The organism is Pseudomonas sp. PSB11, from assembly GCF_014596605.1.
Classification (GTDB): Bacteria; Pseudomonadota; Gammaproteobacteria; order Pseudomonadales; family Pseudomonadaceae; genus Aquipseudomonas; species Aquipseudomonas umsongensis.
This window is the reverse complement of sequence record NZ_NOIO01000020.1, coordinates 89,022-112,743: the sequence shown is the minus strand read 5'-3', so window position 1 is coordinate 112,743 and position 23,722 is coordinate 89,022. Positions and strand designations below refer to the sequence as shown.

22 protein-coding genes are annotated in these 23,722 nt (G+C 59.9%); 20 read left to right on the top strand and 2 right to left on the bottom strand.

Translation table 11 applies throughout. From position 1 onward, the window contains the following. Nucleotides 1–7: 7 nt before the first annotated feature. The gene (clpS, locus tag CGA21_RS21390; protein ID WP_020799529.1) at nt 8–391 is read right to left on the bottom strand and encodes an ATP-dependent Clp protease adapter ClpS; all 384 of its coding nucleotides are present in this window, start codon (nt 389–391) and stop codon (nt 8–10) included. A gap of 224 nt (nt 392–615) precedes the next feature. Between clpS and cspD the strand changes: the two genes are divergently transcribed. Further along, nucleotides 616–906: a cold shock domain-containing protein CspD gene (gene cspD / locus CGA21_RS21385; protein ID WP_110754310.1), complete on the top strand. Its 291-nt coding sequence runs from the start codon at nt 616–618 to the stop codon at nt 904–906. Nucleotides 907–985: 79 nt separating this feature from the next. Here cspD and icd read toward each other — a convergent pair whose 3' ends face one another. After that, nucleotides 986–2,242, bottom strand: coding sequence for an NADP-dependent isocitrate dehydrogenase (gene icd, locus CGA21_RS21380; RefSeq protein ID WP_007951441.1), 1,257 nt, complete (start codon nt 2,240–2,242; stop codon nt 986–988). On the opposite strand from icd, the gene CGA21_RS21375 reads away from it, so the two are divergent. The 19 genes from CGA21_RS21375 (at nt 2,241) to nuoJ (ending at nt 23,721) form a co-directional block, all read left to right on the top strand. Beyond that, nucleotides 2,241–2,405 (top strand): hypothetical protein, encoded by a 165-nt coding sequence (locus CGA21_RS21375; RefSeq protein ID WP_177411678.1) that lies wholly within the window; start codon nt 2,241–2,243, stop codon nt 2,403–2,405. The genes icd and CGA21_RS21375 overlap by 2 nt on opposite strands. A 331-nt stretch (nt 2,406–2,736) precedes the next feature. Next, nucleotides 2,737–4,962, top strand: a complete 2,226-nt coding sequence (locus CGA21_RS21370) for an NADP-dependent isocitrate dehydrogenase (protein ID WP_110754312.1) — start codon at nt 2,737–2,739, stop codon at nt 4,960–4,962. Between the two features lie 199 nt (nt 4,963–5,161). Further along, the gene (locus CGA21_RS21365) at nt 5,162–5,608 is read left to right on the top strand and encodes an NUDIX hydrolase (protein WP_020799534.1); all 447 of its coding nucleotides are present in this window, start codon (nt 5,162–5,164) and stop codon (nt 5,606–5,608) included. A gap of 59 nt (nt 5,609–5,667) precedes the next feature. Further along, complete coding sequence (gene mnmA / locus CGA21_RS21360) at nt 5,668–6,813, top strand: tRNA 2-thiouridine(34) synthase MnmA (protein WP_188264989.1); 1,146 nt, start codon at nt 5,668–5,670, stop codon at nt 6,811–6,813. Continuing rightward, the gene (gene hflD, locus CGA21_RS21355; RefSeq protein WP_110754318.1) at nt 6,810–7,433 is read left to right on the top strand and encodes a high frequency lysogenization protein HflD; all 624 of its coding nucleotides are present in this window, start codon (nt 6,810–6,812) and stop codon (nt 7,431–7,433) included. The genes mnmA and hflD overlap by 4 nt, the downstream gene beginning before the upstream one ends. 124 nt (nt 7,434–7,557) lie before the next feature. Then, on the top strand, nt 7,558–8,928 hold the full coding sequence (purB, locus tag CGA21_RS21350) for an adenylosuccinate lyase (protein ID WP_020799537.1): 1,371 nt from the start codon (nt 7,558–7,560) through the stop codon (nt 8,926–8,928). 86 nt (nt 8,929–9,014) lie between these two features. Beyond that, on the top strand, nt 9,015–10,184 hold the full coding sequence (locus CGA21_RS21345; protein ID WP_188264988.1) for a cupin domain-containing protein: 1,170 nt from the start codon (nt 9,015–9,017) through the stop codon (nt 10,182–10,184). Further along, a complete protein-coding gene (locus tag CGA21_RS21340; protein ID WP_188264987.1) occupies nt 10,177–10,602 on the top strand; it encodes a GNAT family N-acetyltransferase in 426 nt (141 codons plus the stop codon). The genes CGA21_RS21345 and CGA21_RS21340 overlap by 8 nt, the downstream gene beginning before the upstream one ends. 272 nt (nt 10,603–10,874) lie before the next feature. Next, nucleotides 10,875–11,651: a secretin N-terminal domain-containing protein gene (locus tag CGA21_RS21335; protein ID WP_188264986.1), complete on the top strand. Its 777-nt coding sequence runs from the start codon at nt 10,875–10,877 to the stop codon at nt 11,649–11,651. Nucleotides 11,652–12,110: 459 nt separating this feature from the next. Continuing rightward, on the top strand, nt 12,111–13,436 hold the full coding sequence (gene aceA / locus CGA21_RS21330) for an isocitrate lyase (RefSeq protein WP_179054555.1): 1,326 nt from the start codon (nt 12,111–12,113) through the stop codon (nt 13,434–13,436). Nucleotides 13,437–13,986: 550 nt separating this feature from the next. After that, nucleotides 13,987–14,400 (top strand): NADH-quinone oxidoreductase subunit A, encoded by a 414-nt coding sequence (locus CGA21_RS21325; protein WP_003223812.1) that lies wholly within the window; start codon nt 13,987–13,989, stop codon nt 14,398–14,400. 10 nt (nt 14,401–14,410) lie between these two features. After that, nucleotides 14,411–15,085 (top strand): NuoB/complex I 20 kDa subunit family protein, encoded by a 675-nt coding sequence (locus CGA21_RS21320; RefSeq protein ID WP_007970441.1) that lies wholly within the window; start codon nt 14,411–14,413, stop codon nt 15,083–15,085. Nucleotides 15,086–15,157: 72 nt separating this feature from the next. Continuing rightward, nucleotides 15,158–16,942 carry an NADH-quinone oxidoreductase subunit C/D gene (gene nuoC, locus CGA21_RS21315; RefSeq protein ID WP_110754327.1) on the top strand — a complete coding sequence of 595 codons (1,785 nt, stop codon included), beginning with the start codon at nt 15,158–15,160 and terminating at the stop codon, nt 16,940–16,942. Nucleotides 16,943–16,944: 2 nt separating this feature from the next. After that, the gene (nuoE, locus tag CGA21_RS21310; RefSeq protein ID WP_008053447.1) at nt 16,945–17,442 is read left to right on the top strand and encodes an NADH-quinone oxidoreductase subunit NuoE; all 498 of its coding nucleotides are present in this window, start codon (nt 16,945–16,947) and stop codon (nt 17,440–17,442) included. Then, a complete protein-coding gene (gene nuoF / locus CGA21_RS21305) occupies nt 17,439–18,794 on the top strand; it encodes an NADH-quinone oxidoreductase subunit NuoF (protein WP_110754329.1) in 1,356 nt (451 codons plus the stop codon). Before nuoE ends, nuoF begins: the two co-directional genes overlap by 4 nt. A gap of 137 nt (nt 18,795–18,931) precedes the next feature. Then, entirely contained in the window at nt 18,932–21,646 is a 2,715-nt protein-coding gene (gene nuoG, locus CGA21_RS21300) for an NADH-quinone oxidoreductase subunit NuoG (protein WP_188264985.1), read from the top strand. Then, nucleotides 21,643–22,650 carry an NADH-quinone oxidoreductase subunit NuoH gene (nuoH, locus tag CGA21_RS21295; RefSeq protein ID WP_110754333.1) on the top strand — a complete coding sequence of 336 codons (1,008 nt, stop codon included), beginning with the start codon at nt 21,643–21,645 and terminating at the stop codon, nt 22,648–22,650. Before nuoG ends, nuoH begins: the two co-directional genes overlap by 4 nt. Before the next feature lie 12 nt (nt 22,651–22,662). Continuing rightward, nucleotides 22,663–23,208: an NADH-quinone oxidoreductase subunit NuoI gene (gene nuoI / locus CGA21_RS21290; protein WP_007970449.1), complete on the top strand. Its 546-nt coding sequence runs from the start codon at nt 22,663–22,665 to the stop codon at nt 23,206–23,208. Nucleotides 23,209–23,217: 9 nt separating this feature from the next. Then, nucleotides 23,218–23,721 carry an NADH-quinone oxidoreductase subunit J gene (gene nuoJ / locus CGA21_RS21285; RefSeq protein WP_008061982.1) on the top strand — a complete coding sequence of 168 codons (504 nt, stop codon included), beginning with the start codon at nt 23,218–23,220 and terminating at the stop codon, nt 23,719–23,721. Nucleotide 23,722: the final 1 nt, after the last annotated feature.

Here is a 23,722-nt window from a genome sequence, read left to right as displayed (position 1 = left end):
TCGGCGATTAACCGTCCTTCTCGATTTCACAGAGTAGCGGATGCTGGCTTTCCCTGGCGTACTGGTTGACCTGCATGGCCTTTGTCTCGGCGATGTCGCGGGTAAACACTCCACATACTGCCCGCCCTTCTGTATGGACGGCCAGCATGACCTTGGTCGCCAGCTCGCGATTCAGGTTAAAAAACACCTCGAGCACTTCGACGACGAAATCCATCGGTGTGTAGTCATCATTGAACAAAACCACCTTGTACATCGGCGGCGCCTGTAGAGCAGGCTTGGCCTCCTGAACAGCAATGCCTGCGGAATCGTCGTCGTGTTCCTCCGGGCGATCTTTCTGGAGAGTCGGGCGATCCTGATTGAATGTTAGTCGAATCTGGCTGATTGCATGCATGGAAAGAAAGGTTCGTCAGTTGTGCAAATACAGTGGTGGGGGCGGTCTTGGGCGATTTCAACTCCGACTGCCTGGTCACCTTGACTATCGGCAAAACGGTGTTACAACCAATAGAGCCCACAGTGGGTAAAAAAGGTCCGCGGAGTCAACTTTTTTCCTAAGAAGTGACTGCGGATGTACTGGATGATACTCCAGTGATGGAGTCTGTTGCAGAGGGAGTTGGTATGTCAGGCGACAAGAATGCAGCGTCGGCGAAAGGCACTGTAAAAGGCAAGGTCAAATGGTTCAACAATGCCAAGGGCTATGGATTCATCAACAAGGATGGCGACAGCGAAGACTTGTTCGCGCACTATTCCGCTATTCAGATGGACGGCTATAAAACCTTGAAAGCGGGGCAAGACGTGGTGTTCGATATCGTCCAGGGCCCCAAGGGCCTGCATGCCGTGAATATCGGCAACCCTGTGGATGCTTCGAAAGCCTCAACGCCTGCCACGCAACAGACCGTGACGGTTTAAACCGCACCGTCATCCAGTCATAAAAAACCGCCCGACTCAATCAATTGAATCGGGCGGTTTTTGTATGCCTGTCGTTTGCTTACATGTGCTTGATCAGGGCTTCACCGAACCCGGAAGACGACACCAGCGTCGCGCCTTCCATCAGGCGTTCGAAGTCATAGGTCACGGTCTTGGCCTTGATCGCGCCGTTGGTGCCCTTGATGATCAGGTCCGCCGCCTCGGTCCAGCCCAGGTGACGCAGCATCATTTCGGCCGAAAGGATCACTGAACCCGGGTTGACCTGGTCCTTGCCGGCATACTTCGGCGCGGTACCGTGGGTAGCTTCGAACATGGCCACGGTATCGGACAGGTTCGCGCCTGGCGCGATACCGATACCGCCCACTTCCGCCGCCAGGGCGTCGGAGAGGTAGTCACCGTTGAGGTTCAGCGTGGCGATCACATCGTATTCGGCTGGGCGCAGCAGGATCTGCTGGAGCATGGCGTCGGCAATGGCGTCCTTGACCACGACTTCGCGGCCGGTTTTCGGGTTCTTGAATTTCATCCACGGGCCGCCATCGAGCAGCTCGGCGCCGAATTCTTCCTTCGCCACCTCATAACCCCAGTCCTTGAAGGCACCTTCGGTGAACTTCATGATGTTGCCCTTGTGCACGATGGTCAGCGACTTGCGGTCGTTGTCCACCACGTATTGCAGGGCCTTGCGCACCAGGCGCTTGGTGCCTTCCTTGGAGACCGGCTTGATGCCGATGCCGCAGTCCTGGTCGAAACGGATCTTGGTGACGCCCATTTCTTCTTTCAGGAACTTGATGACTTTGGTGGCTTCGGGCGAGCCGGCCTTCCACTCGATACCGGCGTAGATGTCTTCGGAGTTCTCGCGGAAGATCACCATGTCGACGTCGCCAGGTTTTTTCACCGGACTTGGCACACCTTCGAACCACACCACCGGCCGCAGGCACACATACAGGTCCAACTGTTGGCGCAGGGCAACGTTGAGGGAGCGGATACCCCCGCCGACCGGCGTGGTCAGCGGGCCCTTGATGGAAACGACGTAGTCTTTCACGGCATCCAGGGTTTCCTGGGGCAGCCAGGTGTCCTGGTCGTAGACCTGTGTAGCCTTTTCGCCAGCATAGACTTCCATCCAGGAAATCTTGCGCTTGCCCCCGTAGGCCTTTTCCACGGCAGCATCGACAACCTTGATCATGACGGGGCTGACGTCGACGCCAATGCCGTCGCCTTCAATGAACGGGATGATCGGATTATCAGGAACATTGAGAGAATGGTCTGCATTGACGGTGATTTTGTCGCCGACGGCTGGAACCTGAATCTTCTTGTAACCCATGCTGAACTCCATTGATTGGATTGAACATCTGGCTTGGTTCGAGCGTAACCCAGTTAAATCGGCGCGCAAACCCTATGTTCCATCCATCTGCCGCAAAGCCACTCAACGCGCGACCTACAAGCCTGAAAGCAAAGGGAAAAACGCCAATCTCAAGGATGAATAATGACCATACGCCCTGCTCGTCCCTGCGACCTTTAGACCAATGGACGACAATAGATGTGTATGAACCATCGGCAGATTGCCAGCTACCTATGTATAATGCCGCCGCTGACTAAAGGGTCACGTCAGGCTGAACAGCTCTACGACGAGTGTTTGCGCCCGATGAGACGGCCTGCTACCGCAGCCTGTCTGCTTGACGCCCTACTGATGCACCCAACATCACAGCAACGAAATCTCGATATTCGGCTCATGGATGACTTTGAACGAACGCGCTTACCCGGCGCCCCTCGAGTTTCTGCGCACGCTTTAGCAAAGAAGAGAGAGTTAATCCGAATATGCCCACCCGCTCGAAGATCATCTATACCTTCACCGACGAAGCTCCCGCCCTCGCCACCTATTCACTGTTGCCTATCGTAGAGGCGTTCACCGCCTCGGCTGATATCGCCGTTGAAACCCGCGATATCTCTCTTGCAGGGCGCATCCTGGCCAGCTTCCCCGAGCAATTGGGCGACAAAGCCGTAGCCGACCACCTCGCCGAACTGGGCGCGCTGGCCGTTACGCCTGAAGCCAACATCATCAAGCTGCCGAACATCAGCGCCTCGGTTCCGCAACTGCAAGCCGCGATCAAGGAACTGCAAGCCCAGGGCTACGCCCTGCCGGACTACCCGGAAACTGTGACCTGCGACGCCGACAAAGACGCCAAGGCGCGCTACGACAAGGTCAAGGGCAGCGCCGTGAACCCGGTTCTGCGCGAAGGCAACTCCGACCGCCGCGCGCCACTGTCGGTAAAGAACTACGCACGCAAGCACCCGCACAAAATGGGCGCCTGGGCTGCGGATTCCAAGTCCCACGTTGCGCACATGAGCAGCGGCGATTTCTACGGTAGCGAAAAAGCCGCCCTGATCGACGCCCCTGGCGCGGTCAAGATCGAACTGATCGCCCAAGACGGCACCACCACCGTCCTGAAAGAAAAAACCAGCGTTCAGGCTGGCGAGATCCTCGACTGCGCCGTGATGAGCAAAAACGCCCTGCGCGCTTTCATCGCCGCTGAAATCGAAAGCGCCAAGGCACAAGGCGTGCTGCTGTCGGTTCACCTCAAAGCCACCATGATGAAGGTCTCCGACCCGATCATGTTCGGCCAGATCGTTGCCGAGTTCTACAAAGACGCCCTGGCCAAGCACGCCGACGTGCTGGCGCAGATCGGCTTCAACCTGAACAACGGCATCGGCGACCTGTACTCGCGCATCAAGGCCTTGCCTGCCGAGCAGCAAGCCGCCATCGAAGCGGACATCCAGGCGGTCTACGCCGTTCGTCCGTCGCTGGCCATGGTCAACTCCGACAAAGGCATCACCAACCTGCACGTACCGAGCGACGTCATCGTCGACGCCTCGATGCCGGCGATGATCCGTGACTCCGGCAAGATGTGGGGCACCGACGGCCAACTGCACGACACCAAGGCGGTGATCCCGGATCGCTGCTACGCCACCATCTACCAGGCAGTAATTGAAGACTGCAAGGCCAATGGCGCCTTCGATCCAACCACCATGGGCAGCGTGCCGAACGTTGGCCTGATGGCGAAAAAAGCCGAAGAGTACGGCTCGCACGACAAGACTTTCCAGATCAAGACCAACGGCGTTGTCCGCGTGACCGACACCAATGGCACCCTGCTGCTGGAACAGTCGGTTGAAGCCGGCGACATCTTCCGCATGTGCCAGACCAAAGACGCGCCGATCCAGGACTGGGTCAAGCTGGCCGTCAACCGTGCCCGCGCAAGCAGCACGCCAGCCATCTTCTGGCTGGACCCGATGCGTGCCCACGACGGCGTGGTGATCGAGAAAGTCCAGGCTTACCTGAAGGATCACGACACTGCCGGCCTGGACATCCAGATCATGGCACCTGTCGACGCGATGAAGTTCACCCTGCAACGCACTCGCGCAGGCAAAGACACCATCTCGGTAACCGGCAACGTATTGCGCGACTACCTGACTGACCTGTTCCCGATCATGGAACTGGGCACCAGCGCCAAGATGCTGTCGATCGTTCCGCTGATGAATGGCGGCGGCCTGTTCGAAACCGGCGCTGGCGGTTCGGCTCCGAAGCACGTGCAACAACTGCTGGAAGAAAACTTCCTGCGTTGGGATTCCCTGGGCGAGTTCCTGGCCCTGGCCGCTTCCCTTGAGCACCTGGGCGTGACCTACAACAACCCCAAGGCGCTGGTTCTGGCCAAGACCCTGGATCAGGCCACTGGCCAGTTCCTGGACAACAACAAGTCGCCATCGCGCAAAGTCGGCAACATCGACAACCGCGGCAGCCACTTCTACCTGGCGCTGTACTGGGCTCAAGCCCTGGCCGCCCAGTCCGAAGACACTGCACTGCAAGCGCAGTTTGCGACCCTGGCCAAGACCCTGACCGAGAACGAGGCAACCATCGTTGCCGAACTCAACGCCGTACAGGGCAAGCCAGTGGACATCGGCGGTTACTACCACGCCGATGCCGAGCTGATCAGCAAGGCCATGCGCCCGAGCAACACCTTCAACGCCGCGATCGCTGCGCTGGTTTAAGGTTGTAAGGGAGCATCACAAACCCCGGCCATGTGCCGGGGTTTGTGTTTTCAGCCATCACACAAATCAAATGTGGGAGCGGGCTTGCTCGCGAATGCGGTTTATCATTCAACATCTCTGTTGACTGGCCCACCGCTTTCGCGAGCAAGCCCGCTCCCACATTTGACCGGGTTTCAACATTCAAAACCGAGGGAAATTCATGGACTGGCAACCCCACATCACCGTCGCCACCATCGTCGAAGACAACGACCGCTTCCTGATGGTCGAAGAACTCAAGCACGGACGCGTGGTGCTCAACCAGCCCGCCGGACACCTGGACCCGAACGAAACCCTGACCGAGGCCGCCGTGCGCGAAACCCTCGAGGAAACCGGCTGGGACGTCGAACCCACCGGCGTACTGGGAATCTATCTCTATACCGCCCCAAGCAACGGCGTGACCTACCAGCGGGTCTGCTTTATCGCCAAACCGCTGAAACATCACCCCGAGTATCAACTGGACGAGGGCATCGTCGGCGCCAAGTGGTTGACCCGCGAGGAATTAATCGGTCGGCGCGACAACTGGCGCAGCGAGCTGATCATGCGTTGCATCGACGATTATCTGGACGGCAAACACTTCGGCCTGGAATTGATCCGCCCTTCTCTTTAGCCTTGCGGGCTGGAGCCTGTTAGAATCGCGTCCTTTTTCAAGACACTCATTGAATCCCTATGCGTGATCCAGCCCCTTCTGACACACAAAAGAAGCGCGTCATTGTCGGCATGTCCGGCGGCGTGGACTCTTCCGTTTCCGCCCTCCTGCTGATCGAGCAGGGCTATGAGGTGGAAGGCCTGTTCATGAAGAACTGGGAAGAAGACGACGGAACCGAGTACTGCACCGCCATGGACGACCTGGCGGACGCCCAGGCCGTGTGCGACAAGATTGGCATCAAGCTGCACACCGCCAACTTCGCCGCCGAGTACTGGGACAACGTGTTCGAGCACTTCCTGGCCGAATACAAGGCCGGTCGTACGCCAAACCCGGACATCCTGTGCAACCGCGAGATCAAGTTCAAGGCGTTCCTCGACTACGCCATGATGCTCGGTGCCGACCTGATCGCCACCGGCCACTACGTGCGTCGCCGCGACATCGACGGCCGCACCGAACTGCTCAAGGGCCTGGACCCGAACAAGGACCAGAGCTACTTCCTGCACGCCGTCGGCGGCGAACAGATCGCCAAGACCCTGTTCCCGGTCGGCGAACTGGAAAAACCGCAGGTTCGGGCCATTGCCGAGAAATATGAGCTGGCGACCGCGAAAAAGAAGGATTCCACCGGGATCTGCTTTATCGGTGAGCGCCGCTTCAGCGACTTTCTCAAGCAATACCTGCCAGCCCAGCCCGGCAAGATCAAGACCACCGCCGGCAAGGTCATCGGCAGCCATCACGGCCTGATGTATCACACCATTGGCCAGCGCCAGGGCCTGGGCATCGGCGGCAAAAAAGATGCCGGAGAAGAGCCGTGGTATGTGCTGAGCAAAGACCTCAAATGCAACGAGCTGATCGTTGGCCAGGGTAACAACCATCCGTCCCTGTTCTCCCGCGCCCTGCTCGCTTCGGATATCTATTGGGTCAACCCGATCGACCTGAGCCAGCCGCGCAAGCTGACCGCCAAGGTCCGTTATCGCCAGAGCGACCAGCCCTGCACCCTGGAGAAGACCGCCGCCGGTTACCGCGCCACCTTCGATGACCCGCAACGCGCGGTCACCCCGGGTCAGTCCGTGGTGTTCTACGACGGCGAGATTTGCCTCGGCGGCGGCGTGATCGAAGTGGCAGAGCCCTGGACAAGCGAGAGCACCAGCAAGGGCCAGGCTCAATGACCCCCACTCAGGAGCAACTGACGGCACTGGGCGGGGTATTCCTCGCCGCCGTGCTCGTGGACAGGATCGCCAAGACCGGCCAGACCAACGAGGCCGGCCTGACCTGCATGCTCGGCAGCCTGCTGATTCGCGACCCCAAGGACACCCTGGAAGTCTACGGTGGCGACGACATCAACCTGCGCGAAGGCTATCGCGCATTGATCGGCGCCCTCGAACGCGACCCGAGCGCCCTGCAGCGCGAACCGCTGCGTTATGCCCTGGCCATGCTGGGCCTGGAGCGTCAACTGGCCAAGCGCGAGGACATGCTGGACGTGATCGGCAAACGCCTGCCGCAGATCCAGTCCCAGGTCGAACATTTCGGCCCGGCCCACGAAAACGTGATCGCCGCGTGCGGCGCGCTGTACCAGGATACCCTGAGCACCCTGCGCCAACGCATCCAGGTGCACGGTGACATGCGCAACCTGCAGCAACCGAGCAACGCCTCGAAAATTCGCGCCCTGTTGCTGGCCGGCATTCGTTCGGCACGCCTGTGGCGGCAATTGGGTGGTCATCGCTGGCAGCTGGTGATCAGCCGACGCAAATTGCTCAAAGAGCTTTACCCATTGATGCGTAACGAATAACCCGCATCGACAGCACTGAACTTAGCAATACGCGTAATACGCCGGTCAGTTGGCGACGGACCGGCGGATTTTTTCATGTATGATACGCGCCCCATTTCGTTGCCCGACTGTCCGAGAACACCCCATGCAGCTCTCTTCGCTCACTGCGGTTTCCCCTGTTGACGGCCGCTACGCCGGCAAAACCCAGGCCCTGCGCCCAATTTTCAGCGAGTACGGCCTGATCCGTGCCCGTGTCCTGGTTGAAGTGCGCTGGCTCCAGCGCCTGGCCGCTCACCCTGCCATCAGCGAAGTGCCGGCGTTCTCCGCCGAAGCCAACGCGGTATTGAACACCCTGGCGGAAAACTTCTCCCTGGAGCACGCCGAGCGTGTCAAAGAGATCGAGCGCACCACCAACCACGACGTAAAAGCCATCGAATACCTGCTCAAGGAGCAGGCGGCCAAGCTGCCGGAACTGGCCGCTGTCAGCGAGTTCATCCACTTCGCCTGCACCAGCGAGGACATCAACAACCTGTCCCATGCCCTGATGCTGCGCGAAGGCCGTGATGACGTGATGCTGCCGCTGATGCGCCAGACCGCCGAAGCCATCCGCGAACTGGCCATCCGCTTCGCCGACGTGCCGATGCTGTCGCGCACCCACGGCCAACCGGCTTCGCCAACCACCCTGGGCAAAGAGCTGGCAAACGTGGTTTACCGCCTGGAGCGCCAGATCGCCCAGGTCGCCGCCGTTCCGCTGCTGGGCAAGATCAACGGCGCTGTCGGCAACTACAACGCTCACCTGTCGGCCTACCCTGAGATCGACTGGGAAGCCAATGCCCGCGCCTTCATCGAAGACGAACTGGGCCTGGGCTTCAACCCGTACACCACGCAGATCGAGCCGCACGACTACATCGCCGAGCTGTTCGACGCGATCGCGCGCTTCAACACCATCCTGATCGACTTCGACCGTGATATCTGGGGCTACATCTCCCTGGGTTATTTCAAGCAGCGCACCATCGCTGGCGAAATCGGCTCGTCGACCATGCCGCACAAGGTCAACCCGATCGACTTCGAAAACTCCGAAGGCAACCTGGGTATCGCCAACGCACTGTTCCAGCACCTGGCGAGCAAACTGCCAATCTCCCGCTGGCAGCGCGACCTGACTGACTCCACCGTACTGCGCAACCTCGGTGTCGGCTTCGCCCACAGCGTGATCGCGTACGAAGCCAGCCTCAAGGGCATCAGCAAGCTGGAGCTCAACGAGCAGAAGATTGCCGCCGACCTGGACGCTTGCTGGGAAGTATTGGCCGAGCCAATCCAGACCGTAATGCGTCGCTACAACATCGAAAACCCGTACGAAAAGCTGAAAGAATTGACCCGCGGCAAGGGCATCAGCCCTGAGGCGCTGCAAACTTTCATCGACGGCCTGGACATGCCAGCCGCCGCCAAGGCCGAGCTGAAACTGCTCACCCCGGCGAACTACATCGGTAACGCTGTAGCGCAAGCCAAACGCATCTGATCGACCGCTGGACCCTTTTAAGACGCCCGGCCGCGCCGGGCGTTTTTATTCCCGTATGAAAAGTGCTTTTTTTCAATAGGTTACACATGAATCCTGACATTCCTCTTCAACTTCTGGGCGGCATCACGGCACGCGAGTTCCTGCGCGACTACTGGCAGAAAAAACCGCTGTTGATCCGTCAGGCGATTCCTGATTTCGAAAGCCCGATCGATGCCGACGAACTGGCCGGCCTGGCGCTGGAAGAAGAAGTCGAATCGCGCCTGATCATCGAGAACGGCGAGCGCCCATGGGAATTGCGTCGCGGCCCCTTTGCCGAAGACGAGTTCAGCAAGTTGCCGGAGCGCGACTGGACCCTGCTGGTGCAGGCCGTCGACCAGTTCGTGCCGGAAGTCAGCGAACTGCTGGAAAACTTCCGCTTCCTGCCGAGCTGGCGCATCGATGACGTGATGATCAGCTTCGCCGCCCCCGGTGGCAGCGTCGGCCCGCACTTCGATAACTACGACGTGTTCCTGCTGCAAGGCCACGGCAAGCGCAACTGGAAAATCGGCCAGATGTGCAACACCGAAAGCCCGCTGCTGCAACACGCGGACCTGCGCATCCTCGCCGACTTCGAGGCCACCGATGAATGGGTGCTGGAACCGGGCGACATGCTCTACCTGCCGCCACGCCTGGCCCACTGTGGCGTGGCGGTCGATGACTGCCTGACCTACTCCGTAGGCTTCCGCGCACCGAGCGCCGCTGAAGTGCTGACCCACTTCACCGACTTCCTCAGCCAGTTCCTGTCGGACGAAGAGCGCTACACCGACGCCGACGCCGTGCCGGCGATCGATCCGCACCAGATCCAGCATGACGCCCTCGATCGCCTGAAAAGCCTGCTGGCCGAGCACATGAGCGACGAGCGCCTGCTGCTGACCTGGTTCGGCCAGTTCATGACCGAACCCCGTTATCCGGAACTGGTGGTCGGCCCTGAAGACCTCGAGGAAGAAGACGTTCTCGGCGCGCTGGAGCAAGGCGCCGTACTGATCCGCAACCCTAGCGCGCGCCTGGCGTGGTCGGAAGTCGATGACGACCTGTTGCTGTTTGCCAGCGGCCAGAGCCGCTACCTGCCGGGCAAACTGCGCGAACTGCTGAAAATGATCTGCGCCGCCGATGCGCTGCACGTCGACAACCTCGGTGACTGGTTGACCGACGAAGATGGCCGCGGCCTGCTGTGCGAACTGGTCAAGCAAGGAAGCCTGGGGTTTGCCGATGAATAAGATTCACGTACGTGTCGCAGATTGGCAAAAGGACAACGCCGAGATCCGGCGCATTCGTGAAGCGGTATTCGTCGCCGAGCAATCCGTTCCACCCGAGCTGGAATGGGATGCCGACGATGTCACAGCCGTGCATTTCCTTGCCCTCGAAGGCGACTTTCCGGTCGGCACCGCCCGCCTGCTGCCTGACGGTCACGTCGGCCGGGTGTCGGTACTCAAGGACTGGCGCGGCCTGAAGGTCGGCGATGCGCTGATGCACGCGGTGATCGACGAAGCCGAAGAGCGCGGGCTGAAGCAGCAGATGCTCAGCGCCCAGGTGCAAGCCACGGCGTTCTATGAGCGCCTGGGCTTTCACATGGTCAGCGAGGAGTTCCTGGAAGCAGGGATTCCGCATGTGGACATGGTCCGTCACTCGAGCTGATACCTTGTGGTGAGGGGATTTATCCCCGTCCGGCTGCGCAGCAGTCGCAATCACTGTGCATGCGGTAAACCTGAAGGACAGCGGTTGCAGATTCAGGGCTGCTACGCACCCCAACGGGGATAAATCCCCTCGCCACAAAGGCCTAGAAGCCCACCACAAAACGCCCTGGCATCATACGATGCCGGGGCGTTTTGCTGTCTACGATTCAACTTGCCCCCTCCCAGGCCGACAAACTGGCAATATCAAGACCTTTGATTGCGGAGATAACGGATATGTCCCTACGCACCCTGCTCACCACACTGCTGGTGACCTGCAGTTTTTCGCTCATGGCGGCCACCGAAATCGTGCCGCTGAACTACCACACAAGCGCGGACATGTTGCCGGTTGCGCAGGATTTCATCGGCAAGGATGGTCAAGTCAGCGCTTACGGTAATCAACTTATCGTCAATGCCGATCAACGCAAGATCGACGAACTTAAAGCTTTATTGAGCCAACTCGATACGGCGCCCAAACGCTTGCTGATCACGGTCGATACGAACGAAAACAACGTCCAGGGCGATCAGGGTTATCGGGTGAACGGCGCCAAGCCGAGCCAGACCCGAATCATCAGCCATAGCACTGCCAGTCGCGAGGGTGGCATCCAGCAAATCCAGGCCACCGACGGCATGCCGGCGCTGATCCAGGTCGGCCAGAGCGTGCCGCTGACCAGCACCCAGGTCGATTCCTACGGCGACCTGCGCAGCCAGACCGAATACCGCAATGTCACCCAGGGCTTTTACGTCACCGCCAACGTCACCGGCGAGATCGTTCACCTTTCGATCAGTACCAACCGTGACCGCCTGAGCCAGGAACGTCCCGATGTAGTGAATGTGCAAAGCACCGACACAACCGTCACCGGCCGCCTGGGGGAATGGATCCTGCTGGCTGGCGTGAATCGCCAGACACAGGCCGACAAACAGGGCATGGCCCGCAGCTACGGGACCCAGGGGCGCGATGACATGACCCTGCGGGTGAAAGTCGATACTTTGGACCAAGACACCAAAAACTGACTGGCAGGTCGTATTAGACCAAAGATGTAGTGCCTGAAAAAAAGCACTACAAAACGTTTGACGAGTCAAAAAAGCAAAGGCATGATGGCCTCGCTCCCGCTAATCAGGGGCCCTGGCAAGGGCCTTCGAGGCGATGTTCGCACCTACACCGCGAACCGCTTCGTGTCTGTACCGCCCACAAGGTGTGTTTGACGAGGTTGCCGACTGGAACGAAGTTGTCCCGAGGGACGGAAGCGTAATTAGGTAATCCGGCACCACACTGATGTTCGTACCAAGGCCCACGACGCCCGAATGCGCCCGCAGTTCGCCTTTACCTGCTCACTTCCCCTCGAGCCCATCGTTCATTCCGTCGCCACCCCCGCCGAACCCGACTTGACCACCTAGGCTTCTGGTCAGCGAGCGCAGGAATTTTCCACCGCAGAACAACTTTTCATAAAGACGCGACGAGGTTTATCTCCCATGGCACTGACACGCGAACAGCAAATTGCAGCCCTCGAAAAAGACTGGGCTGAAAACCCGCGCTGGAAAGGCGTGACACGCACTTACTCCGCTGCTGACGTCGTCCGCCTGCGTGGCTCGGTTCAACCTGAGCACACCTTTGCAAAAATGGGCGCCGAGAAGCTGTGGAACCTGGTTACCCAGGGTGCCAAGCCAGCCTTCCGTCCTGAGAAAGATTTCGTCAACTGCATGGGCGCCCTGACCGGCGGCCAGGCTGTACAACAAGTCAAAGCCGGTATCCAGGCGATCTACCTGTCGGGCTGGCAAGTGGCTGCGGACAACAACTCCGCCGAATCGATGTACCCTGACCAGTCGCTGTACCCGGTGGACTCGGTTCCAACCGTGGTCAAGCGCATCAACAACGCGTTCCGTCGTGCCGACCAGATCCAGTGGAAAGCCGGCAAGAACCCGGGCGACGAAGGCTACATCGACTACTTCGCGCCAATCGTGGCTGACGCCGAAGCCGGTTTCGGCGGCGTACTGAACGCCTACGAGCTGATGAAGAGCATGATCGAGGCAGGCGCCGCCGGCGTTCACTTCGAAGACCAGCTGGCTTCCGTGAAAAAATGCGGCCACATGGGCGGCAAGGTACTGGTTCCGACCCAGGAAGCCGTACAGAAGCTGACCGCTGCCCGCCTGGCAGCCGACGTTGCCGGCACGCCGACCATCATCCTGGCCCGTACCGACGCTAACGCCGCCGACCTGCTGACTTCCGACTGCGACCCGTACGACCAGCCGTTCGTAACTGGCGAACGCACCCAGGAAGGCTTCTACAAAGTGCGCGCCGGCCTGGACCAGGCCATCGCTCGCGGCCTGGCCTACGCACCGTACGCCGACCTGATCTGGTGCGAAACCGCCAAGCCAGACCTGGAAGAAGCTCGTCGCTTCGCTGAAGCGATCAAGAAGGAATACCCGGACCAACTGCTGTCGTACAACTGCTCGCCTTCCTTCAACTGGAAGAAAAACCTGGACGACGCGACCATCGCCAAGTTCCAGCGAGAACTGTCCGCCATGGGTTACAAGCACCAGTTCATCACCCTGGCCGGCATTCACAACATGTGGCACAGCATGTTCAACCTGGCGCACGACTACGCCCGCAACGACATGACTGCCTACGTGAAGCTGCAGGAGCAGGAATTCGCCGACGCCGCCAAGGGCTACACCTTCGTGGCTCACCAGCAGGAAGTGGGCACCGGCTACTTCGACGACATGACCACCGTGATCCAGGGTGGCTCGTCGTCGGTGACCGCACTGACCGGTTCGACCGAAGAAGAACAGTTCCACTGATCTGCTTCGCTTGAGACATCAGCCGCTGCGGGCTCTATAGAAAGCAAACCGTAGCGCTGCACACCTGACGCCCCGACTGGTTCGGGGCGTTTTTTTTTGCGCGCGATCCAACAAATACTCCAAAACCCTGTAGGAGCTGACGAGTGAAACGAGGCTGCGATCTTTTGATCTTGCTGCTAAAAAAATCAAAAGATCGTAGCCTTGCTTCACTCGTCAGCTCCTACAGTTACGCGCAATAAAGACAACTTCCCAACCATAAATCCCATAAACAGTTTTCAAACAATATTGATTATCATTTAGCCAAAACTATGTTCGTTACATTCCCTACAAAACATATTTCCCAAAAAGCCGGCTAATGCCCGCAACGCAAGGGCTACGGCGCTTTTGCCGCTCGCTATGTCCTTATTCCTATAAATAATTTCGCTATAGGAATTTTACTTGCTGGGTGTTTAGCCATAAAATCAGCGGGATTGATTGCTGCGACATATCGTCACTGCGTTGTTACCTTTTCAAGCTCAGAGACCTTTGCTCTCTGTTAAGGATTACCAGCATGCCCGAAGCGACAGGACTCATGGCCCACAACTGGGGCTTTGCCATTTTCCTTCTAGGCGTCGTCGGCCTCTGTGCCTTCATGCTGGGCGTCTCCAGCCTCCTTGGGTCAAAAGCCTGGGGCCGCAGCAAAAACGAACCGTTCGAGTCCGGCATGCTACCTACAGGTGGCGCCCGCTTGCGGCTCTCAGCCAAATTCTATCTGGTCGCGATGCTGTTCGTGATCTTCGATATCGAAGCCCTCTTTCTCTTTGCATGGTCTGTGTCCGTCCGCGAAAGCGGCTGGACCGGATTCGTCGAAGCTCTCGTTTTCATAGCAATTCTGTTGGCAGGTCTTGTCTACCTATTCCGAGTGGGCGCCCTTGACTGGGCTCCGGAAGCTCGGCGCAAGCGGCAAGCGAAGCTGAAACAATGAGGCTTTGGCAATGCAATACAATCTCACCAGGATCGACCCCGATGCTCCTAACGAGCAGTATCCGATCGGCCAGCGGGAAACCGTTTCCGATCCGTTAGAAGATCAAGTCCACAAAAACATTTTCATGGGCAAGCTCGAAGACGTGCTTAACGGCACGATCAACTGGGGGCGCAAGAACTCCCTGTGGCCGTATAACTTCGGTCTTTCGTGCTGCTACGTGGAAATGACCACCGCCTTCACGGCGCCCCACGACATCGCGCGCTTCGGCGCCGAAGTTATCCGGGCATCGCCGCGCCAGGCGGATTTCATGGTTATCGCCGGTACCTGCTTCATCAAGATGGCGCCGATCATTCAGCGTCTCTACGAGCAAATGCTCGAGCCTAAATGGGTCATCTCCATGGGTTCGTGCGCCAACTCCGGTGGCATGTACGACATCTACTCCGTCGTTCAAGGGGTGGACAAGTTCCTGCCCGTGGACGTCTACGTGCCTGGCTGCCCGCCCCGCCCTGAAGCTTTCCTGCAAGGCCTGATGCTGCTGCAGGAGTCGATTGGCCAGGAGCGTCGCCCACTTTCCTGGGTCGTTGGCGATCAAGGCGTGTATCGCGCCGAGATGCCGTCCGAAAAGGAAAAGCGCCGCGAACAGCGTATTCAGGTAACCAACCTGCGCAGCCCCGACGAAGTCTGATCCAGTTCTGCTGTTTCAAAGAAACGAAAAACTGGCTTCATTCTTTACGTTGACCGAAAGCGATAAATAACCATGACTACAGGCAGTGCTCTGTACATCCCGCCTTATAAGGCAGACGACCAGGATGTGGTCGTCGAACTGAACAATCGTTTTGGCCCGGAGGCGTTCACCGCCCAGCCTACCCGCACCGGCATGCCGGTGCTTTGGGTTGCCCGCGCCAAGCTGGTCGAAGTCCTGACCTTCCTGCGCAACCTGCCCAAGCCGTACGTCATGCTCTATGACCTGCACGGCGTGGACGAGCGCCTGCGCACCAAGCGTCAAGGGCTGCCGAACGGCGTCGACTTCTCCGTGTTCTATCACTTGATGTCGATCGAGCGTAATAGTGACGTAATGATCAAGGTCGCCTTGTCCGAGAGCGACCTCAGCTTACCGACCGTCACCAGCATCTGGCCCAACGCCAACTGGTACGAGCGTGAAGTCTGGGACATGTACGGCATCGACTTCAAAGGCCACCCGCACCTGTCGCGCATCATGATGCCGCCGACCTGGGAAGGTCACCCGCTGCGCAAGGACTTCCCGGCCCGTGCCACCGAGTTCGACCCGTTCAGCCTGACCCTGGCCAAGCAACAGCTCGAGGAAGAAGCCGCGCGCTTCAAACCGGAAGACTGGGGCATGAAGCGTTCCGGCCCGAACGAGGACTACATGTTCCTCAACCTGGGTCCCAACCACCCTTCGGCGCACGGTGCGTTCCGCATCATCCTGCAGCTGGACGGCGAAGAGATCGTCGACTGCGTTCCGGACATCGGCTACCACCACCGTGGCGCCGAGAAGATGGCCGAGCGTCAGTCCTGGCACAGCTTCATCCCGTACACCGACCGTATCGACTACCTCGGCGGCGTGATGAACAACCTGCCGTACGTGCTCTCGGTCGAGAAGCTGGCCGGCATCAAGGTACCTGAGAAGGTCGACGTCATCCGCATCATGATGGCCGAGTTCTTCCGGATCACCAGCCACCTGCTGTTCCTGGGTACCTACATCCAGGACGTTGGCGCCATGACCCCGGTGTTCTTCACCTTCACCGACCGCCAGAAGGCGTACACGGTGATCGAAGCCATTACCGGTTTCCGCCTGCACCCGGCCTGGTACCGCATCGGTGGCGTCGCCCACGACCTGCCGCGTGGCTGGGAAAAACTGGTCAAGGATTTCGTCGAGTGGATGCCCAAGCGCCTGGACGAATACCAGAAAGCCGCACTGGACAACAGCATCCTGCGTGGCCGGACCATCGGCGTCGCCGACTACAACACCAAGCAAGCCCTGGAATGGGGCGTCACCGGTGCCGGCCTGCGTGCCACCGGTTGCGACTTCGACCTGCGTAAGGCGCGCCCGTACTCGGGCTACGAAAACTTCGAGTTCGAAGTGCCGCTGGCGGCCAATGGCGATGCCTACGACCGTTGCATCGTGCGCGTGGAAGAAATGCGCCAGAGCATCAAGATCATCGACCAGTGCCTGCGCAACATGCCGGAAGGCCCGTACAAGGCGGATCACCCGCTGACCACGCCGCCGCCGAAAGAGCGCACGCTGCAGCACATCGAGACCTTGATCACGCACTTCCTGCAAGTTTCGTGGGGCCCGGTCATGCCGGCCAACGAATCCTTCCAGATGATCGAAGCGACCAAGGGCATCAACAGTTATTACCTGACGAGCGATGGCGGCACCATGAGCTACCGCACCCGGATTCGTACCCCAAGCTTCCCGCACCTGCAGCAGATCCCTTCGGTGATCAAAGGCAGCATGGTCGCGGACTTGATCGCGTACCTGGGTAGTATCGATTTCGTTATGGCCGACGTGGACCGCTAAGCATGAACAGCACGCTTATCCAGACAGACCGTTTCACCTTGAGTGAAACCGAGCGCTCGGCCATCGAGCACGAGTTGCATCACTACGAAGACCCGCGCGCGGCGTCGATCGAAGCCCTGAAGATCGTCCAGAAGGAACGTGGCTGGGTGCCGGACGGCGCCTTGTACGCCATCGGCGAGATCCTCGGCATCCCGGCCAGCGACGTTGAAGGCGTGGCAACGTTCTACAGCCAGATCTTCCGTCAGCCAGTGGGCCGTCACATCATTCGCGTCTGCGACAGCATGGTCTGCTACATCGGCGGCCACGAGTCGGTGGTCAGCGAAATCCAGAGCAAACTCGGCATCGGCCTGGGTCAAACCACCACCGACGGCCGTTTCACCCTGCTGCCGGTCTGCTGCCTCGGCAACTGCGACAAGGCGCCGGCGTTGATGATCGACGACGACACATTCGGTGATGTGCAGCCAGCAGGCGTTGCCAAATTGCTCGAGGGCTACGTATGACCCTGACTTCCTTCGGTCCGGCCAACCGCATCAAGCGTTCGGCCGAGACTCACCCGCTCACCTGGCGCCTGCGTGACGACGGCGAAGCCGTATGGCTCGACGAATACCAGGCCAAGAACGGTTACGCCGCTGCGCGCAAGGCTTTCGCCGAGATGGCCCAGGACGACATCGTCCAGACCGTGAAAGACTCCGGCCTTAAAGGCCGCGGCGGTGCTGGCTTCCCCACTGGCGTGAAGTGGGGCCTGATGCCAAAAGACGAATCCATCAACATCCGCTACCTGCTGTGCAACGCGGATGAAATGGAACCCAACACCTGGAAAGACCGCATGCTGATGGAGCAACTGCCCCATCTGCTGATCGAAGGCATGCTGATCAGTGCCCGCGCCCTGAAAACCTACCGTGGCTACATCTTCCTGCGTGGCGAATACACCACCGCCGCCAAGCACCTGAACCGTGCCGTGGAAGAAGCCAAGGCAGCCGGCCTTTTGGGTAAAAACATCCTGGGTTCGGGTTTTGATTTCGAACTGTTCGTCCACACCGGTGCCGGGCGCTACATCTGCGGTGAAGAAACCGCACTGATCAACTCCCTCGAAGGCCGCCGCGCCAACCCGCGCTCCAAGCCGCCCTTCCCGGCCGCCGTTGGCGTGTGGGGCAAGCCGACCTGCGTAAACAACGTTGAAACCCTGTGCAACGTGCCGGCGATCATCGCCGACGGCGTGGACTGGTACAAATCGTTGGCTCGCGAAGGCAGCGAAGACATGGGCACCAAGCTCATGGGCTTCTCCGGCAAGGTCAAGAACCCTGGCCTGTGGGAACTGCCGTTTGGCGTCACCGCTCGCGAGCTGTTCGAAGACTATGCTGGCGGCATGCGCGACGGTTACAAGCTCAAGGCCTGGCAACCTGGCGGTGCCGGTACCGGCTTCCTGTTGCCGGAACACCTGGACGCACAAATGTACGCCGGCGGCATCGCCAAGGTGGGCACCCGTATGGGTACCGGCCTGGCCATGGCGGTGGACGACAGCGTCAACATGGTGTCCCTGCTGCGCAACATGGAGCAGTTCTTCGCCCGCGAATCCTGCGGCTTCTGCACCCCTTGCCGCGATGGCCTGCCATGGAGCGTCAAGCTGCTGATGGCCATCGAGAACGGTGAAGGGCAAGCCGGCGATATCGAGACCCTGCTGGGCCTGGTCGGCTTCCTCGGCCCAGGCAAGACCTTCTGTGCTCACGCACCGGGTGCCGTGGAGCCGTTGGGCAGCGCCATCAAATACTTCCGCCACGAGTTCGAAGCCGGCATCGCGCCCATCAGCGCCGCCGTCCCGCCTCTGGCAAGGCCGATCGTAGTCGGCGCGTAAATGCTTAAACAAGGCGAAGGGTCCGTGCCCTTCGCTGTTCGTGCGATGACGCCTTTATCGGCTGTGTTGATTCGCGCGGATAACAAGATTCCATTAGCCACGCCCGCTGACACCGGGCCAACGAAGAACTTTGAACCATGGCCACTATCCACGTAGACGGCAAAGCGCTCGAAGTCGATGGGGCAGACAACCTGTTACAGGCATGTCTGTCTCTGGGCCTCGATATTCCGTATTTTTGCTGGCACCCTGCCCTCGGCAGCGTTGGCGCTTGCCGCCAGTGCGCGGTCAAGCAGTACACCGACGAGAACGACACCCGTGGTCGTATCGTCATGTCCTGCATGACCCCTGCCACCGACGGCACCTGGATCTCCATCGACGATGAAGAGTCCAAGGCATTTCGCGCCAGCGTTGTTGAATGGCTGATGACCAACCACCCTCACGACTGCCCGGTCTGTGAGGAAGGCGGTCACTGCCACCTGCAAGACATGACGGTAATGACCGGCCACAACGAGCGCCGTTACCGCTTCACCAAGCGTACCCACCAGAACCAGCAACTGGGCCCGTTCATTTCCCACGAGATGAACCGCTGCATCGCTTGCTACCGCTGCGTGCGCTTCTATAAAGACTACGCTGGCGGCACCGACCTCGGCGTATTCGGCGCCCACGACAACGTGTACTTCGGTCGCGTTGAAGACGGCGTGCTGGAAAGCGAGTTCTCCGGCAACCTGACCGAGGTCTGCCCGACCGGTGTGTTCACCGACAAGACTCACTCCGAGCGCTACAACCGCAAGTGGGACATGCAGTTCTCGCCAAGCATATGCCATGGCTGCTCCAGCGGGTGCAACATCTCCCCGGGTGAGCGCTACGGTGAACTGCGTCGTATCGAAAACCGCTACAACGGTTCGGTGAACCAGTACTTCCTGTGCGACCGTGGCCGTTTCGGCTATGGCTACGTCAACCGCGAAGACCGCCCACGTCAGCCCCTGCTGGCCAATGGCGCCAAGCTGAGCCTCGACGAAGCCCTGGATAAAGCCGCCGACCTGCTGCGCGGTCGCAACATCGTCGGTATCGGTTCGCCCCGCGCCAGCCTCGAAAGCAACTACGCGTTGCGCGAACTGGTCGGTGCCGAGCACTTCTACTCCGGTATCGAAGCTGCCGAGCTGGAACGCATCCGTCTGGTCCTGCAGGTGCTGAACGACAGCCCGCTGCCTGTGCCGAACATGCGCGACATCGAAGACCACGACGCCGTGTTCGTCCTCGGTGAAGACCTGACCCAGACTGCTGCCCGTATGGCCCTGTCCCTGCGTCAATCGGTCAAGGGCAAGGCCGAAGACATGGCTGACGCCATGCGCGTCCAGCCTTGGCTCGACGCTGCGGTGAAGAACATCGGCCAGCACGCGCTGAACCCGCTGTTCATCGCCAGCCTGGCTGAAACCAAGCTCGACGACATCGCCGAAGAGTGCGTACACGCCGCTCCCGACGACCTGGCCCGCATCGGTTTCGCCGTGGCTCACGCCCTCGACGCCAGCGCTCCGGCCGTCGAAGGCCTGGACGCCGAAGCCCTCGATCTGGCCAAGCGCATTGCCGACGCCCTGCTCGCGGCCAAGCGCCCACTGATCATCGCCGGCACCTCCCTGGGTTCCAAAGCCCTGATCGAAGCTGCCGCGAACATCGCCAAGGCCCTTAAGCTGCGCGAGAAGAACGGTTCCATCAGCCTGATCGTGCCAGAGGCCAACAGCCTCGGCCTGGCCATGCTCGGTGGCGAATCGGTCGATGCAGCCCTGCAGGCGGTGATCGACGGTAAGGCCGACGCCATCGTCGTGCTGGAAAACGATCTGTACACCCGCACTGACAAGGCCAAGGTCGACGCTGCGCTGAACGCCACCAAAGTGCTGATCGTGGCTGATCACCAGAAGACCGCTACCAGCGATCGCGCGCACCTGGTCCTGCCAGCCGCCAGCTTCGCTGAAGGCGACGGTACCCTGGTTAGCCAGGAAGGTCGCGCCCAGCGCTTCTTCCAGGTGTTCGATCCGAAGTACATGGACGCGAGCATCCTGGTTCACGAAGGCTGGCGCTGGCTGCATGCCCTGCGTGCGACCCTGCTGAACCAGCCGATCGACTGGACCCAACTGGACCACGTCACCGCTGCCGTGGCTGCAAGCACGCCGCAATTGAACCGCATCGTCGATGCCGCTCCGTCCGCCGCGTTCCGCATCAAGGGCATGAAACTGGCCCGTGAACCGCTGCGTTACTCCGGTCGTACCGCCATGCGCGCCGACATCAGCGTGCACGAACCGCGTACCCCGCAGGACAAGGACACCGCGTTCGCGTTCTCGATGGAAGGTTACTCGGGCTCGGCCGAACCGCGCCAGCAAGTGCCATTCGCCTGGTCTCCGGGCTGGAACTCGCCGCAAGCCTGGAACAAGTTCCAGGACGAAGTCGGTGGTCACATCCGTGCTGGCGACCCGGGCACCCGCCTGATCGAAAGCACCGGTGATTCGCTGAACTGGTTCGCCAGTGTTCCGCGCGCGTTCAACCCGGCCCCGGGCACCTGGCAGGTCGTGCCGTTCTTCCACCTGTTCGGCAGCGAAGAGAACTCTTCGAAAGCCGCGCCGGTCCAGGAACGCATTCCGGCCGCCTACGTCGCCTTGGCCAAATCCGAAGCCGACCGCCTGGGTGTCAACGACGGCGCCATGCTGAGCTTGAACGTGGCTGGCCAGACCCTGCGTCTGCCGCTGCGCATCAACGAAGAACTGGGCGCGGGCCTGGTGGCCTTGCCTGCGGGCATCGCCGGCATTCCGCCAGCGATCTTTGGTAAATCCGTTGACGGTCTGCAGGAGGCAGCTCAATGACCTTGTTCACTCCTGAAGTGATCGACGTGATCATCGCGGTCCTCAAGGCCGTGGTGATCCTGCTCGCCGTGGTGGTTTGCGGCGCCCTGCTCAGCTGGGTCGAGCGTCGTCTGCTCGCTCTCTGGCAGGACCGTTACGGTCCGAACCGCGTTGGTCCGTTCGGCGCGTTCCAGATCGCCGCCGACATGATCAAGATGTTCTTCAAGGAAGACTGGACGCCTCCATTCGCCGACAAGATGATCTTCACCCTGGCACCGGTCGTGGCCATGAGCGCGCTGCTGATTGCCTTCGCGATCATCCCGATCACCCCGACCTGGGGCGTGGCGGATATCAACATCGGCATCCTGTTCTTCTTCGCCATGGCCGGTCTGTCGGTCTACGCGGTGCTGTTCGCCGGCTGGTCGAGCAACAACAAGTTCGCCCTGCTGGGCAGCTTGCGGGCCTCGGCACAGACCGTGTCGTACGAAGTGTTCATGGGCCTGTCGCTGATGGGCATCGTGATCCAGGTGGGCTCGTTCAACATGCGCGACATCGTTGAATACCAGGCGCAGAACATGTGGTTCATCATTCCGCAGATCTTCGGTTTCCTGACCTTCTTCATCGCTGGCGTCGCCGTGACTCACCGTCACCCGTTCGACCAGCCGGAAGCGGAGCAGGAACTGGCCGACGGTTACCACATTGAATACGCCGGCATGAAATGGGGCATGTTCTTCGTCGGCGAGTACATCGGCATCGTGTTGATTTCGGCGCTGCTGGTGACCTTGTTCTTCGGTGGCTGGCACGGTCCGTTCAACATCCTGCCGCAGATCCCGTTCATCTGGTTCGCACTGAAAACCGCGTTCTTCATCATGATGTTCATCCTGTTGCGCGCTTCGATCCCGCGCCCACGGTATGACCAGGTGATGGATTTCAGCTGGAAGTTCTGCCTGCCGCTGACCCTCGTCAACATGCTGGTGACCGCTGCGATCGTGTTGCTCAACACGCCCGCCGTCGCGGCTCAGTGAGGATAGAGAATCATGAAGTACATATTTGACATCGTGCATGGCTTCTACACCCAGCTTCGCAGCCTGGTGATGATTTTCGGCCACGCCTTCCGCAAGCGCGACACGCTGCAGTACCCGGAAGAGCCGGTCTACCTGCCGCCGCGCTACCGTGGCCGTATCGTCCTGACCCGCGACCCCGACGGCGAAGAGCGTTGCGTCGCCTGCAACCTGTGCGCCGTGGCGTGCCCGGTCGGTTGCATCTCGCTGCAGAAAGCTGAAACCGAAGACGGTCGCTGGTACCCGGACTTCTTCCGCATCAACTTCTCGCGCTGCATCTTTTGCGGCCTCTGCGAGGAAGCCTGCCCGACCACCGCGATCCAGCTCACGCCGGATTTCGAAATGGCCGAGTTCAAACGTCAGGACCTGGTTTACGAGAAAGAAGATCTGCTGATCTCCGGCCCCGGCAAAAACCCTGATTACAACTTCTATCGTGTTGCAGGTATGGCGATTGCCGGTAAGCCGAAGGGCTCCGCGCAGAATGAAGCCGAACCGATCAACGTGAAGAGCTTGCTGCCTTAAGGAAGAAAGATGGAATTCGCTTTCTATTTCGCATCGGGTATCGCTGTGGTGTCCACGCTTCGCGTGATCACCAACACCAACCCTGTGCACGCCCTGCTCTACCTGATCATTTCGCTGATTGCCGTGGCGATGACGTTTTTCGCCCTCGGCGCGCCGTTTGCCGGTGTCCTGGAAGTGATCGCCTACGCTGGCGCCATCATGGTGCTGTTCGTGTTCGTGGTGATGATGCTGAACCTTGGCCCGGCCTCGGTTCAGCAAGAGCGCGTCTGGCTCAAGCCCGGTATTTGGGGCGGCCCGGTCGCCCTGGCTGCGCTGCTGCTGGTGGAACTGCTGTATGTGCTGTTCTCCCACCAGACCGGTGAGGCCGTCGGCCACACCACCGTAGACGCCAAGGCCGTGGGCATCAGCCTGTTCGGCCCGTACCTGCTGGTGGTCGAACTCGCCTCGATGCTGCTGCTTGCCGCAGCCGTCACGGCGTTCCATTTGGGCCGTAACGAAGCCAAGGAGCAATGAC

Bases quoted from the DNA above. Each gene is read 5' to 3' on its own strand.
- clpS (WP_020799529.1), bottom strand. From the start codon at position 391: ATGCATGCAATCAGCCAGATTCGACTAACATTCAATCAGGATCGCCCG.
- cspD (WP_110754310.1), top strand. From the start codon at position 616: ATGTCAGGCGACAAGAATGCAGCGTCGGCGAAAGGCACTGTAAAAGGC.
- CGA21_RS21375 (WP_177411678.1), top strand. From the start codon at position 2,241: ATGCTGAACTCCATTGATTGGATTGAACATCTGGCTTGGTTCGAGCGT.
- icd (WP_007951441.1), bottom strand. From the start codon at position 2,242: ATGGGTTACAAGAAGATTCAGGTTCCAGCCGTCGGCGACAAAATCACC.
- CGA21_RS21370 (WP_110754312.1), top strand. From the start codon at position 2,737: ATGCCCACCCGCTCGAAGATCATCTATACCTTCACCGACGAAGCTCCC.
- CGA21_RS21365 (WP_020799534.1), top strand. From the start codon at position 5,162: ATGGACTGGCAACCCCACATCACCGTCGCCACCATCGTCGAAGACAAC.
- mnmA (WP_188264989.1), top strand. From the start codon at position 5,668: ATGCGTGATCCAGCCCCTTCTGACACACAAAAGAAGCGCGTCATTGTC.
- hflD (WP_110754318.1), top strand. From the start codon at position 6,810: ATGACCCCCACTCAGGAGCAACTGACGGCACTGGGCGGGGTATTCCTC.
- purB (WP_020799537.1), top strand. From the start codon at position 7,558: ATGCAGCTCTCTTCGCTCACTGCGGTTTCCCCTGTTGACGGCCGCTAC.
- CGA21_RS21345 (WP_188264988.1), top strand. From the start codon at position 9,015: ATGAATCCTGACATTCCTCTTCAACTTCTGGGCGGCATCACGGCACGC.
- CGA21_RS21340 (WP_188264987.1), top strand. From the start codon at position 10,177: ATGAATAAGATTCACGTACGTGTCGCAGATTGGCAAAAGGACAACGCC.
- CGA21_RS21335 (WP_188264986.1), top strand. From the start codon at position 10,875: ATGTCCCTACGCACCCTGCTCACCACACTGCTGGTGACCTGCAGTTTT.
- aceA (WP_179054555.1), top strand. From the start codon at position 12,111: ATGGCACTGACACGCGAACAGCAAATTGCAGCCCTCGAAAAAGACTGG.
- CGA21_RS21325 (WP_003223812.1), top strand. From the start codon at position 13,987: ATGCCCGAAGCGACAGGACTCATGGCCCACAACTGGGGCTTTGCCATT.
- CGA21_RS21320 (WP_007970441.1), top strand. From the start codon at position 14,411: ATGCAATACAATCTCACCAGGATCGACCCCGATGCTCCTAACGAGCAG.
- nuoC (WP_110754327.1), top strand. From the start codon at position 15,158: ATGACTACAGGCAGTGCTCTGTACATCCCGCCTTATAAGGCAGACGAC.
- nuoE (WP_008053447.1), top strand. From the start codon at position 16,945: ATGAACAGCACGCTTATCCAGACAGACCGTTTCACCTTGAGTGAAACC.
- nuoF (WP_110754329.1), top strand. From the start codon at position 17,439: ATGACCCTGACTTCCTTCGGTCCGGCCAACCGCATCAAGCGTTCGGCC.
- nuoG (WP_188264985.1), top strand. From the start codon at position 18,932: ATGGCCACTATCCACGTAGACGGCAAAGCGCTCGAAGTCGATGGGGCA.
- nuoH (WP_110754333.1), top strand. From the start codon at position 21,643: ATGACCTTGTTCACTCCTGAAGTGATCGACGTGATCATCGCGGTCCTC.
- nuoI (WP_007970449.1), top strand. From the start codon at position 22,663: ATGAAGTACATATTTGACATCGTGCATGGCTTCTACACCCAGCTTCGC.
- nuoJ (WP_008061982.1), top strand. From the start codon at position 23,218: ATGGAATTCGCTTTCTATTTCGCATCGGGTATCGCTGTGGTGTCCACG.